Source organism: Streptomyces sp. NPDC088400 (genome assembly GCF_044753355.1).
Classification (GTDB): Bacteria; Actinomycetota; Actinomycetes; order Streptomycetales; family Streptomycetaceae; genus Streptomyces.
The window spans coordinates 839,430-853,989 of sequence record NZ_JBIVMZ010000003.1; the positions used below are offsets into that span (position 1 = coordinate 839,430).

The window sequence follows — 14,560 nt, forward strand, 5'->3', positions numbered from 1 at the left end:
CGGCGCCGGGGGGCTCCGGGGCGGCCGGAGGCAGCGTGCCCGCTGTCGGCCTAATGAAGAGCCCTGCGCCGGGGACCGAGCACGCTGGGCCCGGTGAGCAACGGCAGCGCGGACATGAGGAGCCCGGACCGGCTGATCGCCCTGTCCGACGGAATCTTCGCCATCGCCATGACCCTGCTGGTACTCGACGTCCATGTGGCCGCCGGACTGGACGCGGACGGTTTCCGCCGAGCGGTGCACGACTCACTGCCCCATCTCGGCGCCTACGCCCTGAGCTTCACCATCCTCGCCGGTTTCTGGCGTGACCAGCGCCAGATCCTGCAACTGGCGCGGCAGGTGGACGGGCTGACCCTGCGGCTCGCGCTCACCGGCCTGGGAGCGATCGCGCTGACTCCCTTCCCCACCGCGATGCTGTCCGAGTACGCCTCACGCCCGTTGGCCGTCGCCGTCTACGCGGTCACCGTCGTCGTCATCGACCTGCTCCAGTTGGCACTGTTCCTCACGATCTGGCGCCGCCCGTGGATGGCCCATCCCGTCCCCGACCACGTCGGCCGGAACATCCTCGCCGATCTGGGGACGAGCATCCTGGTCTTCGGAGCGTCGGCGCCGATCGCCTTCGCCTCGCCCACGGCGGCCTTGTACACCTGGCTGGCGCTGGTCCCCGTCAAGATCATGCTCGGGCGGCGGCAACGGGCTCAGGCGGAAGACCGGACGACTGGCTGACGGCTCCGCTCCGTTGAATGGGGGAAGCATGACAGCGACACTGATCACCAGAGCGAACAAGGGGCTCGGCTACGAGACCCCGTCGGCTCATCGCGGCGGGGCACACCGTCCACCTGGGCAGCCGGGACGCCGAACCCGCTGGGCGCGCTGGGCGCGCTGCTGATGCTCCTCGACACGCACGTACGTGGGGCCGGCTCCAGCAGCGATCGTGGCTGAGGGAGCCCGGCCCTGCTCCGGCCGTTGCGGGGTTGCCGTTTCGCGGAGCGTGTTCCCGCCGGTGAAGCGGTGGTGTGCGTCGCGGCGGGAGCGAGTGTGCCTCCGGTCAGCCGGCGCTGGCCGGAGCCTCGGGCCGGAGGTCCACACGGTCATCGTCGTCCGCCGGTGTGCGGGTGGCCGCGGAGACGGCCATCATCACCAGGACATTGAGGACGAGCGCCACGACGCCCACGTTGAGGTCCTTGACGGCCTGGGGCAGGCCGGGCAGCAGACTGCCGACGGACACACCGGTGATGGTGACGAGCGCGACCGTGATCACCCCGACGACGATGCCCGCGGCAGCACCTTGTTTGGTGACCATCCGGCGCGAGGCCAGACTGGCCAGCAGGGCGGGGAAGAGCTGGGTGACCAGGGCGTATCCCATGAGCAGCAGGGAGACGATGGAACTGCCGCCGTTGAACGTGAAGAACAGGGCGATCAGCGCGATCGCCGGTACCAGCAGCTGGGCCAGTCGGCCGACCTGGGCATCGGTCGTCCGGGGACGGGCGAGACGGTAGACGTTCTTGGCCAGGCAGGTCGCCGAGGACATCAGCAGCAGCGACCCGGGGACCAGCGCTGTCAGTACGCCCGCTCCGCCGACGACGCCGACGAACCACGGGGGGAACGACTCGACGGTGATACGGAGCAGGGAGAGGTCCGCGTCGGCGCCCTTGAGTCCGGGGACGACGAGGACCGCGGCGAAGCCGGCGAAGAAGACGAAGAGCAGGATCAGCTGGTAGAGCGGCATGAAGATGGCGTTGCGGCGGAAGACCCGTTCGTTCTGCGCGCTGTAGGAGGCGCTGAAGGTGTGGGGCCACATGTAGAAGCCGACCGCCGAGAGGAGCACGGTGGAGGCGAACCACGAGGTGCTCATGCCGCTGGAGGGGAGGGTGAGCAGTTCCGGCTGGGCCTTGTCGACGGCCCGGAACATCTCGCCGATGCCACCGAAGTAGTGCACCGGCAGGTAGATGCCGAGGATCAGTACGACGGCCAGAATGGCGCCGTCCTTCAGCACGGACGTCCAGGCCGAACCGTGGATGCCGGAGATCGTCACATAGACGGTCAGTGCGACGGTGCCGATGATGATGGCCCAGTGCGGCGAGATGTGCCCGTAGGAGGACAGCGAGACGATGATCCCGAGTCCCTTCAGCTGCAGGACGAGGTACGGCACCATCGCGACGACACCGACGAGCGCCACGAGCGCGCCGAGCCAGGGGCTGTCGAACTTGGACACGAAGAAGTCGGACTGTGAGATGAGCCGGTGTTCCTTGGCGTAGCGCCAGATGGCCGGCAGCAGCCAGTACGAGAGGACGTAGGCGAGCGAGGCGTAACAGAGGATGTAGTAAGCCGGGGCGCCCTTGCCGTAGGCCCAGCCGGAGGCGCCGAGGAAGGTGAAGGTCGTGTAGATCTCGCCGGCCAGCAGCAGGAACACGAAGACCGTGCCGAAGCCCCGGCCGCCGACCGACCACTCTTCGAAGTCCATGTCCTTGCCGCGGCGGGCACGCAGACCCAACAGCAGGGCGGCGGCGAGGAAGACGAGGATGACCGCGATAGCCGTCATGACGTGTGCTCCTCGCGGTTGGCCGGGTCCAGCCGGTAGATGACCGCCATGGTCGCCGAGATCAGGACGACCCACATGACCAGCCAGAAAAGGTTGAACGGCATGCCGAGGACATAAGGGGTCACTCGGTTCACAAAGAAGATCCCGCCGAGGATCCCGATGAACGGGATCGCACCGAGCAGGTGGATGGGTTTCACGTCAAAACCTCCTGGGGCGGGCAGCACAGCACTGGCCACATGGGCTGCTCCGGACCGTACCCATGGCTGCGGATCAGTAATTTCGCTGTGCGGAAGTGTTTTTTCAGTTGTGAGATGTATAGGTCTGCCCGGTGACCTTGTCAACGCTTTCGCGTGAGCTCGCCAGATCAACTTTTCCCTGAAAACCGCCTGGTGGTAGCCACCGGCCGGTGCGGTCGCGGGCCGCGGCGCGGCGGGGCCCGCGATCTCGATGACATGGATGATGAGGGGTTGTTATTCCGCAATGCAGAAAATAGTATCCACATCGCAGAAGCTATCGGCGGTGTCCTGCCGGACGCCGTTCTCCCGACCGTGCGAGGGCGGATCCCATGTCCACACCGACCGCCAACTGATCCGCTCCGGCTTCCGGCCGGGCACCGCCTCTCCACACAGCACACAGCACCGACAGAAAAGGACACGTGCGATGGGTACGACCCCGCTGAGGATCGCTTTCATCGGCCTGGGCATCATGGGCGGCCCGATGGCCGTCAACCTGTTGAAGGCCGGCCACACCGTCACCGGCTACAACCGCAGTAGGCCCGCCGTCGACACACTGATCGCCGCAGGCGGCGAGGGCGCCGACAGCATCGCCGAGGCGGTGCGCGACGCCGAGGTCGTGATCACCATGGTCCCGGCCGACGCGCAGGTCAAGGAGGTCGTCCTCGGCGAGGACGGAGTCCTGCGGCATGCCGCGCCAGGCACCCTGTTGATCGACATGAGCAGCATCACCCCGGAGACCTCGCTGGAGGTGGCCGCCGCCGCGCGGGACAAGGGCATCCGTACGCTCGACGCCCCGGTCTCCGGTGGCGAGGCCGGAGCGATCGAGGGCGTGCTGTCCATCATGGCCGGCGGCGAGCCCGCCGACTTCGCCGATGCCAGGCCGGTGTTCGAGGCGTTGGGCACCACCGTCGTGCATGTGGGCCCGCACGGGGCGGGCCAGACGGTCAAGGCGGCCAACCAGCTGATCGTGGCCGTCCACCTGGAGGCGCTGGCCGAGGCCGTGGTCTTCCTGGAGAACGCCGGGGTGGACCTCGAAGCGGCGCTGGACGTCCTGGCGGGCGGCCTGGCCGGCTCCACCGTCCTCGACCGCAAGCGCGCCTCGGTGCTGGGCCGCGACTTCACTCCCGGATTCCGTATCGATCTGCACCACAAGGACATGGGCATCGTCACGGAAGCCGCCCGGACTGTGGGCGCTCCGCTGCCCGTCGGGGCACTCGTCGCCCAACTGGTCGCCTCCGCCCGCGCCTGCGGCGACGGCGGGCTGGACCACTCCGCGCTCCTGCGCGGGGTCGAGCGCCTCGCCGGCCGCGACGTCCACTGACCTCTATAGGGTCGACCGTGTCGGGGTCGCCGAAGGGCTGGGCCGCGAGGCTCTCGGCCGTTACGGCCCCTCGGAGGCGGGCAGGCGTCTATCTCCCCGGCGCGTGCCGCACCCCGCCCACCAGTTCCCCACCAGATCGGGCGTCCCGCCCATGGGCCGCCAGACGCTCGGCCATCTCCCGTACCGCATCGCGGAACTCGCTTCCGGCGTACCGGGAGTCGCCGAGCACCGGATGCGACTCCAACGGCAGAACCAGAGCCACCGCCCGCCGCCACACATCCGTCGGATCCAGCGCGAGCTCACCGGAACCCTGGGACACCGCGAGCGCGAAGTCCTCGTACGCCGAGCGCCACAACCGCCGCGACGCCCGCGCGGCGACGGCGTCGAGCGCCTCGTCCCACGGGCCGGTTCCGACGTGGTCGTCCTGCCCGCGTCCGACCATCAACAGCCTTACGTGGTCGAGTGGTTCGATTCCGCTGTCACGCACCCGGAGCGTTCCGTTCAGAGTGGCCTGAACCATGGCCCCCGGGTTCGTGACGCCCGCCCTGCTCAGTTCGGCCGCGGTCACCGTCTCGTCGGGACCGAGCAGCGGCGGGACTTCGGGCAGGTCGGCGGCCGTGACCAGGGCGGCGGCCAGCAGGCGTTCGCTCTCCGTGCGGCTGACGCGCGGTACCAGCGCCGCCGCCGCGTTGTCCGCGGCGGCATCGGCAGCGAGCTTCCGTAGCCCGTCCACCGCGTCATCGAACCGCCAGAGCGCCTGACCTGCCGCTTCCCAGGCGCTCTGGAGCCTCGCGAAATCCTGGCTGCCGCCCTCCCCCGTCTCTACGCGACGCTGGAGGAGAGCCACGGTCCGAATGGCCTCGCTGTAGGCGGCGAGGGCGGTCTCGTGGTCCGTGCGCGGCTCATCGATGGTGGATTCGATCCGGTCCTCGCCCGGCTCTTTGCCGGGCTGCTTGCCCTTGTCCTGGCCCTGGACAGTGGCGCTGCCTTCGTCGGTACCACTTGTCACGGGGGCGGTGGTGTGGTCCTGCGTGTGCTGCCCCGTGTCCCGCTGACTCGTGTCCCGCCGGCCCGTCTCCTGCTGATCTGTGCTCTCCCGGCCTGTGTCCTCCTGGCCAGTGTTCTGCCGGCCGGCGCCGCTACCGGTCCCTTCAACACCCTTGGCCCGTACGTCCGTCCCCTGCCCAGTTCCGTCAACACTCTCGGCTCGTACGTCCGTCCCGTGACCGGCCCCGTCAACGCCCTCGGCCCGTACGTCGGTACCCTGACCGACCCCGTCGGTCCCCTTACCCTCCGGCTCCACCGTCACCTCGGCCGGCACGGGCTTCACCGGGACCGCGAGCTGGTAGTGGCCGTCGGCCAGGCTGAGCACCACATGCGCGGGAGCACGGGAGTCGTTGCCCCTGGCGACGTCCAGCACGTCCTGGAGAATTCCGGCGTTCGGGCCAGGCTCAGGCGGTGCGAAATCCTGGAAACCGCCGTCATCCCTGACAACGGTGATCCGCACGCGGAACACCCGGACGGCGAGCTCAGGAAGCAGGTCGGCCGCGGAGTTGTTCCTTCCCGCGTCCGCGTCGGCGTCACTCGGGCGCCTGAGCAGGGCGGCCGCCAATCGGGTCCGAACGTCGTCGGCGAGGTCCACGGCATGAGGGATCACGTGCAGCGCGTCGAACTCCCTGCGCGCCGGCGTGTCTTCGCCGAGGTCGAGTCCCGCACCGGCGGTCTCGGGCGGGGAGAAGACATCCGTACCGTCCACGGTGACGAAGTCGGTCAGCCCGCTCTCGCTCGGATCGGTCAGCCGCGCGGCCAGTACCTCTCGCAGCCGGTCGATCGCCGCCTGCCGGGGCCCGTTCACATCGATGCCCTCCGACATGAGCGCATCGCTCCGCCCGGCCCGGACCAGCCCTTCCAGCAGCACGTGGAAGAACTCGTCGCCGTCCTCGGGCACAGGGTGAAGCGCGTACTCCACGGGGGCAGTTCGCTCGAAGACCCGGAGCGCGGACTCCGCGTCTGCCGTCTCGCCGCCAGGCTCCCCGTCAAGCTCCCCGATGAGTGGGGAGACGAGCCGGGTGTCCGTGCCCTCGCCGGATCTGGTGTACCGGGGCGGTACCCGCTTCGCCGCCCCCTTCACCCGCTCGTACGTGACCTCCATCGGCTCCTCTCGGCCCTGGAGACTCCGGCGGCCCTCCTCCGTGGCCATCAGTTGATGCCAGCGCGTGAGCTGGTCGGTGGCATGGCGCACCCGGTGATACTCGGCGGCCAGAGTGTTCGCCGCGTCGAGGAGTGGAGGAAGCTCCCGGCGCCGCTCCTCGAAGGCGGCCTGGGCGGAAGCCGCCAGTTCCGTCGCGGCCATGCTCGCCCGCTGGGCATCGGTGAGCCGCTGCGCTGCCTCCCTCTCCTGGACGGCGGCACCGTCGCGGACTTCCTGCGCGGCCGCGGCCTCCGCCGTGACCTCAGCACGTGCGACGTCGAGAACCCGCTGGGCGGACCGGACTTGGTCATCGGCCCTGTCCAGCGCAGCCCTCGCGGCGTCCCGCTCGGTACGGAGGCCCATGATCGCGCGGCGCTTCTTCCAGTACGCCTGGTCCGCCTTGACCCAGTCCCCGCTCACGTTCTTGACCGCGTCCCACGCCTCGCCGACGCTCTTGGGGAAATTCGTGTCGGTGATGAGCATCAGCTCGCGGGCGATGTCCTCCCGTACCCAGGCGATGACATACGCCTCGGAGGTCATCGCCTGCGGCCCCGACCGGGCCGCCTGGCCGAAGGTGCCACGGATCCTGTTCGCCGCCTTCGAGTCCAGGACGTTCCGGTGCACATCGCCGACGCTGAGCCAGCTGGTGGGGACGGCGAACAGGAACGATCGCCCGGTGTTCGGCTTGAGGTTGCGCGACGTCAGGTGTTCGTCGGCAACCGGCATCGCGTCACCGTCCAGGTCGTTGGGACCGGGACCGAAGGCCCCCACCTGGTTGAGTCCCGCCTGGTCGGGCGAGTTGTACAGGAACCCGCCGCCGAAGCTCGCGGACTGACTGTGCTCATCGGCCGACGAGGTGCTCGCGTTCTCCCCGTACCGCTTGAGCACCTCCAGCTTCTTGCCGTCGGCGACGGTCAGCAGCAGCGCACGGCTGAAGTCAGGAGTGGAGCGCAGAGTCAGCTGTCCGGTGTCGGTGCTGAACAAAAGGTGCTTCTCGGCCAGCCCCGCCACCTCGTACCCGGCCGACTCCAGGGTCTGGGGGTAGAACGCCGTGAGCGCCATGTAGCTGGTGCCGTCCTCCAGCGCCTGCGCGGAGCCGGTGCCCAGCGCGGTCAGGCCGGTGCTCTTGGCCCGCCGGAGGAGTTGTGCCACGGCGGCCTCGTCGGGGCCGCTCTCGGCCTCCAGGGCCCGGAGGGAGAAGCCGGCGTCGTACGACCTCGTCAGGAGGAGGTCGTTGGCGGCCCGGATGTTCTCCAGTCCGACGATCCCCCGGGCGTGGAAGCCGGTCTCGGGGAAGGCGAACGGCCGCTCGACTCCGTCCCCGTACCGGACGACCAGCTGCTGCCCCGCCTCGGGAAGGGGTACCGGTCGGGGCAGCCCGGCGAGGGCGGGATCGGCCCCCGGATCCGGTGCGGGCAGCGGCGGAGCGGTGACGGGCGCGCCGGAGTCGGACAGGTCGTCGCTCACCGTGTCCCCCGTCGGCAGCACGGTCGACGGCAACACGGACGACGGCAACACGGACATCGGCAGCACGGACATCGGCAACGCAGTCGACGGCAGCACCGGCGTCGGCAGCACCGGCTCCATCAGACTGAGCGGAAGGTGCTCACGCAAGTCCCCGACGTCGTGCTCCTCGACGATCCGGCCCCTCCCCCGTATGCGGTCGAATACCGAGACCTCCCCTTCCCGAGGCGTCTCCCGGCCGGCCGGTCCGCCCATGTCCGGGCTGTCGTCCGCCTCCAGCGTGATCCGCAGCCGGTACGGGGTGACGATCTCCGCATGCGGCTCGGTGGACGCCGCCCGGTAGATCGTGATCGAGGTGGTCGCGTGGCTCGACGCGATCGTCTTCTTGTGGGAGCCGCTCTCGCTGTACGTGGGCCCGGAGCCCACGACGTCCGGGTTGCCGGTGTACACCATCTGGCTGGTGAGGGTTCCGATGTCGGCGCCGGACGAGGACTCGGAGCCGGTCTGTACGCTCTCGACGGCCCGCCGGTTCTCCTCCAACTCCACGCTGTGGTCAAGGCCCTGGAACTCGGGCGTGCCGGGAATCAGCTCGACGCGGGCCCGGACCCGTCTGCTGCCGATCCACACCCCGCCCCACCCCCAGGCGCCGGCGGTGACGGGGGTCGAGGGACCTGTGGTCGTCATCTCCCCCTTCAGGGCCCGCGTGGCACGGGCCGTGACCAGTTGCCGGATCCTCTCCCGGCTCGCCTCGTCAAGACCGAGCTTCCGGATCCTGGCCTCGAACGCGAGCAACGCCTCCGTGGGATCGAGCGCGTTCACCGCGTAGGTGCCGAACGCGTTGCCGCGCAGCCACGGCTGCGTCGACCACGCCTGCCCGGTGTAGCGGGGCACCTCGCCCAGCCCGTCGTCGAGCAGCCCCATCATGTGCGCGCTCTTCTCGGGCAGATGCGCCAGCAGACCGCCGGGAGTCGTCAGACTCACCCCGGCCGCCCCGGCGAGCAGCCGGGGTACGTACGGACTGGCCGACGCGGCCGTCCCGATCCGGCCCATCCCGAGCCGGCTGGTCGTCATCGCGAACCAGTGGTCCACGTCACCGGCCACAAGTACCTGGTGGGTAAACCCTTTACGGTTCATGTCGGCGACGACGGTCCGGACGACACTGCGGCTCCGCGCGCCCGACCGCGACACGGGGTTGGCGACCAGCCCGTACCCGCCCAGCACTCCGTGGCCGGGGTGCTGGGGCACGGAGTAGATCAACTGCCCGCCGAAGACAAGGGTCGTGCTCGCGCTGATCTTGCCGGCCGCCTGCCGGGTGCCGCCGAGCGTCATCTCGGTGTCCATGGGCATCGACGGGGTCAGGGCGTGCAGACCCGCCACCGTCGTCGCGTACCGGTAGGTCCCCCACAGGTCACCGGCGGGCCCCTTGGCCATCAGGCCGCTGCCGGTCAGCCCCAGGGGCCCCGAACTCTGGTCGAAGCTCGCTGCCAGGTACTGGGGCGAAAAGGTACGGACGACCGCCTCCCGGGTGGGGGCGCCCTCCTTCACCAGCTGCCAGGCACTGCCCGACGACAGCGCCAGGGTCCGGTCCACCGCGGCGGTCAGTTCGGGCGACAGCACCATGTTCACGAGCACGAACGGGTGTTGCCGCAGCTGCCTGAACTGCTCGGTGCCCCGCCCGGCGAGCCGCTCGGAAGACAGCCCCCCGCCACCGGGCAGCACGAGGTCGCCCCTCGCCAGCGCCAGGGCCCGCTCGGAGGCCATGGGTACGGCTGCGGGCTCGGCCGTCAGATACGGGTTGAGCGCCCCATCCGCGTGCGGGTCGGCGTCGGGCGTGTGCTGAACAGGAACACTCAGCAGTACCTGCCCGGTCACCGGGCCACCGCCGCGCAGGAAACCGCGTGGCGTCCTGCCGAGGAGCACATTGACCGGCTCGTCCAGGACCAGCAGTCCGGGCAGCCCGAGGCCGAGACCCCGGACCAGGCCGCGGGGCCGCCAGTAGCCGCCCATGACCGCGGTGAGCGCGAGGTCGTAGCGGTACAGGTGCGTGGGCTTGTTGCTCACCGACATCGGCTCGTTGGTGACCGTCGAGCCGAAGGCGGTCTCCGCCTCGCGCTGCCATCCCTTGCGCGCGCCCAGCGTCAGTCCGAGCGTGTTCTGGCGCATGCCGATGCTGTCGACGTTGTTGTCACGCCCCGAAAGAGTGCCTTCCAAGCCCACCTCGGCGCCGCGCTTCGCGCTCACCTGACCGTCCAGCCGGTCGCTGCCGTGGGCGCTGAAGCGCATTCCCTCGTCGATGTCCTTGCCCTCGTACCGCCGCCCGGTCAGCTCGCCGCGCACCCAGAGGTAGTAGTACGTCTGCCCGACCGCGTCCGGGTCGGTGAGCCGGATCCGCAGGCCGACCGTGGTCAGCGCCTCCAGGCTCGCGGTGACACTCTGCTGGGACAGCACACCGAGGATCTGCAGGGTGTTCTGGAGCGCCGTGTGGTACTTCGCGGGGTCGGACCACTGCGGTGGTACCGGCTGGTTCCGGGCAGCCCTGAGCAGCTGGCCAGGATCCCGTTCCAGCAGGCTGTTGAAGCGCGCCCGCCAGCCCTTCGGCAGGTTGGGGGGAAGGAGTTGGCCGAGCGGCGCCACCATTCCCCCGCGCTGTGCGGCGACGGCGCTGACGACCCGGTCGGCGAACGCGTCCAGCAGGGTGCGGCCGGCGGCGTCCCCGGTGTCCGCCGCGGCGTCGGTGCGCAGGCCGTCGTCGAACGTGAACTCCTTCACCCGATGCATTCCCAGGGTGCGCGGCCGGTCCACCGTCAGATAGGCCGGGACGAGCGGCGGTCCGCCGTGTCGCAGGGCGAGCGACGTCCCGTCGTCCCAGCCGGCCAGTCGCCGCGCCTCGGAGCTGGTCATCCGGTCCAGGCTCCAGGTGAGGAACTGCGTCGGCGGGCCGGCGTCACCGCTCCGCCGTACCCGTACCGACTTCACCACCAGGTACAGAGCGGTCCTGGGGCCCTTGACCTGCCCGGCCGACTTGGTGGTCCCCGCGCCGCCGAGGCCGGCCGAGCGGCTCGTCGAGTAGCCGTACTGCCCGGTCGGCCCGGCCTGGAGCCGCAGGTCCAACGGCCCACCGAGCGGGTCCTCGAAGTTGAACGCCGGGCCGCCGGCCGCTTGCACCGCCAGGCTGTTCCCCTCCGCCCGGCTCCGCTCGTTACGCACCGTCGAGGTGTTGATGTCCCGCATCTCGGCCTTGTCCGTCTCCCCGACCAGGATCGCCGAGCGGGGTATCACCTCCTCCACCACGAAGACGCCCAGCGGAGACTTCTTGCCGTCGTCCGCGAACAGCGGCGGGGTGGTGATCCGGCCGCGCGACATCGTCCCGCCGTGCCGCTGGAAACTGTCGCCCGAGAAGAACGTGTCCAACTCGCCGTAGGCGGTGCTTCCCGGCAGGGCCCCGATGCGCGTGGCCGCCCAATCGCGGATCGCCGCGACGGGACCGAACCCTTCGGTGCGGACGAAGCGGTACTGCGAATTCCGGTCCAGCTCCATCGACTGCGGGATCCGGCCGGGTTTCGACATCTTCGTCACGCTGTCGGGCAGGCGCACCAGCAGTCCGTGGCGTACGCCGAAGCCGAACCGCGCCTGCTCGTCGTTGACGGTCGTGGTACCCGTGACGGTCGTGGTGCCCGTGACAGTCGTTGTGCCCGTGACAGTCGTTGTGCCCGTCACGACCCGTCCGGCGGCGTCCGTAATGTGCATCTCGTAGTACAGATCGTCCAGATACCTGCGGGAGCCGTCGAGCGTACGGGTCTCCATCTGGTTCATACGCTGGTCCGTCAGCGTGTAGCCGACCTTGTTGAGGAAACCGAACCGGAAGGCCAGGCGGCCGAAACCGCCGTACGCGAGGGTGCCGGCCGGACCGATCGGCCCGGAGAGCCCGAACTGGGAGGTGCTCTGCATGTTCTTGGACAGGCCGAAGGTCGCGGCGCCCCGATGCATGCTGTCGATCTTCGTCGGATGGCCGAAGTCGTCCTTGAACGAGCTCCACGCACCGTAATGGCGCCTGTTGAGGTACAGGACCCGGAGGTTCCCGTCCGCGTTGACGTACGGGAACGGGCGCCCGCCGTCCGTGAGCGTCTTCGGCTTGTCCCGGAGCGTCTGCCGGATATCGGTCAGAAGCTGGGTGGCCCCCTCGGGCAGCCGGGCCTCGGGACGACGCGACAGCTCGCTCTTGATCGTTTCCACGACCTGGTCGATGCCGCGCAGGACGACGGTGCTCTGCCCGAAGGTGTCCGGGGCGGCAAGGAGTTGTCGGAGCTCGTCGGCGGGAAGGCCGGGCGGCAGAAGTGCCCGGAGATCGTCTACGTACGCGGGCATGCTGTAGCCCTCGTCGAACTGGGCCGCCTGACGCCGCTCGGGAGACGGGGGCGCCATGTCGCGGACCACCTCGGGAGCGTGGGTCTCGTCGAGCTTGCTGTTGATCCACTTCGTGACGGGGAGGGCGGGGGTTGTCTCGGGGGCCGTCTCGGGAGTGGCGGTGGTGATCGCGATTTCGGGATCGATTTCGGGATCGGGATCAGTGTCGGTGATCGGGGTGACCGCGACGGCGGGCGCGGGAGCAGTGGTCGTGCCGGTGATCGGGGCTATGTCGGCCGACGTGGTGTCGATGGGTGTGGCGGGGGCGATCTCGGCGGTGGAGTCCGTCGGGGCCGCCGTCGGAGCGGCGGGAGCCAGCGCGGTGGCGATGGTCCCGGTGCCGCGTGAGGGCGGATGGACCGGTGGCGCGTCGGCGGGCGAGAGCATCCGCGTCGACCGCGCCGTAACATCAACGTCGTTGCCGGTCAGGGGCGTTGTACCGGTCGCAGGTGTTGTACCGGTCGCGGACCTTGTGACGCGCGCGGACAGCGGGTGGTCGCGGACGACCGCGCCGGTGTCGATGACGGCCTCGATGGTCCGCAGGTAGTGCAGCGGTACGGTCGCGCCGTCCGGATCCGGCAACCGGCTGAGGCCGGTCATCACACCGTAGCTGTCGGTCTGCCGGATGAGGCGGCGGAAGAGCGCGTCGGCCGCCAGCCCCCGGTCCGGCAGCCCGGCGTAGTGCACCACCTCGTGCAGCGACTTCGCGTCGTCCCTCATCCGTCTCTCCTCGCGGACTTCCGGGGATGCCTCCGGATCGTCGGCGTGCAGCCGGAAGTGCATCTGGTCGGAGTCGGCGGGGTGGAGCGTCCTGCTCAGCTCCACGGCCTCGGGGTGGTCGGGCGCGGGGGTGAGCACCAGGTCGATGTGCAGCTGGTCACCCGATTCCGGCAGCAACAGCCCTTGGTTGAAGTGGGCGTTGAGGAGTCCGTTCATCCGGCCCTGGTACGCGTCGAGTCCGTCCGGCTCGAAGCCCTCTCCGAACGTCACCGGGAGGTGCAGGGACAGGTTCCGCACCCAGCGGTGGTCCTCGGCCTCAATCCGCTGCACCCACATACGGACCAGGGTGTCGCGTCCGTCCAGCAGCCCCGGGTCCCGGTCGGGGTGGCCGGGGTCACGGCCCGGATCGAACCGTTCGGTCCACAGCGGCACCGGCGGGGCGGCCTTGCGTTCACCCCGCCACTGCTCCGCGGGCACCGGGTCGGCGACGGGCACGGCGGGCTCCGGCGTGACGGGCTCGAGTGTGACGGGCTCCGGCGTCCGCGCGGCGGGTACGGACGCGGATGCCGCGGACTCGTTCGTATCGGGAGACGACACGGAGCCGTTCCCCTCCAGGGGCCCGACCGCATCCGCGATTCCACCGGCAGAACGGGAGTCACCAGGTGGTGTTGTGGTCAACTGCTCCGGGCCAGTTGTGGTCAACTGCTCCGGGCCGTACGAGAGTTCCGGCTGGTCGAGCTCTTCCAGGTCGTCGACGGCCCCGGACTGCTCCGGCCTCTCGGGCTGACCCGGCTGGTCGGAACGGCCCGACTGCTGAGGCTGCCCCGACCGGCCCGACTGGTCGGACTGCCCCTGCGAGCCCGGCGTGTTCGGTGTGTTCTGCGTGTTCAGTACGTCCGGTGTGCCCAGTGCGCCCAGTGTGTTCGGTGTGTTCGGTGCACTCTGCTGGCCCGGCGTCCTGCCCGTACTGGTATCGACGTCGGGTACCGCCAGGAAATCCGGATCCGTTACGTACGAGGAGCCCGACGTCCGCGAAGACACAGGCACGGACGTGGGCGCGGGCGTGGTCAAGGGCCCGGTCTGAGGCAGTGCCGAGGACAGCGGCACATTGCCGGGCAGGGACATGCTGTCGGACAAGGACGTGCTGTCGGGCAGGGATGACGACGGCGAGATGTACGTGGACGACGGCAGCGGCGGAAGTCCCGTGTCGCTCGTGTTGCCCGCGTCGTGGGTGCTGTCCGGCAGTTGGTTCGTCGGGGCGTCGCCCGTCGATGTGAAGTTCGATGTCCCGCCGTCCACGCCGCGGACAGGCAGCGGGCGCGGCGGGAGCGGCGGGGGTGCGGTGAGGTCGGGGCGGTCGAGGAAGGAGTCGAGGCTGTCGGTGGAGGAGGTGGTGTCCGGCCGTGGGGTGGCGAGGCCGGGGGTGACAAGGGACGTGCCGGGATTGAGGTTCCCGTTGTTGACCACGTTCGAAGGGCCCGGGGAAACAGGGGACTTCGAGGGACCCGGGCCATTGTTCCCCGACCCGCCACCGGCCGGGTCACTGCCCAGCACGTGATCGGGGTCCGGCAGGTCATTGACCTTGTTGATCAGGTCCTTGTTGAAGTACTTGTTGTAGATCACCAGGCCGCCGGCGCCCAGACCGGCCGCCGCGCCGAGTTCGGCGACACCACTGAGACCGGAGC

At 69.9% G+C, this 14,560-nt stretch carries 5 protein-coding genes; 2 read left to right on the forward strand and 3 right to left on the reverse strand.

All coding sequences use genetic code 11. The features are described from left to right. The first annotated feature begins 93 nt into the window (after positions 1–93). Positions 94–723, forward strand: a complete 630-nt coding sequence (locus ACIQD6_RS11280; protein WP_401880725.1) for a TMEM175 family protein — start codon at positions 94–96, stop codon at positions 721–723. A 322-nt stretch (positions 724–1,045) separates the two neighbouring features. On the opposite strand, the gene ACIQD6_RS11285 is transcribed toward ACIQD6_RS11280, so the two are convergent. Both ACIQD6_RS11285 and ACIQD6_RS11290 read right to left on the reverse strand, forming a co-directional pair. Beyond that, positions 1,046–2,539, reverse strand: a complete 1,494-nt coding sequence (locus tag ACIQD6_RS11285) for a sodium:solute symporter (RefSeq protein ID WP_401880727.1) — start codon at positions 2,537–2,539, stop codon at positions 1,046–1,048. Then, a complete protein-coding gene (locus ACIQD6_RS11290) occupies positions 2,536–2,736 on the reverse strand; it encodes a DUF3311 domain-containing protein (protein WP_401880729.1) in 201 nt (66 codons plus the stop codon). The genes ACIQD6_RS11285 and ACIQD6_RS11290 overlap by 4 nt, the downstream gene beginning before the upstream one ends. Before the next feature lie 463 nt (positions 2,737–3,199). Here ACIQD6_RS11290 and ACIQD6_RS11295 point away from each other — a divergent pair, with 463 nt between their 5' ends. After that, complete coding sequence (locus ACIQD6_RS11295) at positions 3,200–4,096, forward strand: 2-hydroxy-3-oxopropionate reductase (protein WP_401880731.1); 897 nt, start codon at positions 3,200–3,202, stop codon at positions 4,094–4,096. 88 nt (positions 4,097–4,184) lie between these two features. Here the strand turns inward: ACIQD6_RS11295 and ACIQD6_RS11300 are convergent, their stop codons facing one another. Next, positions 4,185–14,498: a hypothetical protein gene (locus ACIQD6_RS11300; RefSeq protein WP_401880733.1), complete on the reverse strand. Its 10,314-nt coding sequence runs from the start codon at positions 14,496–14,498 to the stop codon at positions 4,185–4,187. Positions 14,499–14,560: the final 62 nt, after the last annotated feature.

Excerpts from the sequence above, each read along its gene's own strand:
- ACIQD6_RS11295 (WP_401880731.1), top strand. The coding sequence starts at position 3,200 with ATGGGTACGACCCCGCTGAGGATCGCTTTCATCGGCCTGGGCATCATG.
- ACIQD6_RS11285 (WP_401880727.1), bottom strand. The coding sequence starts at position 2,539 with ATGACGGCTATCGCGGTCATCCTCGTCTTCCTCGCCGCCGCCCTGCTG.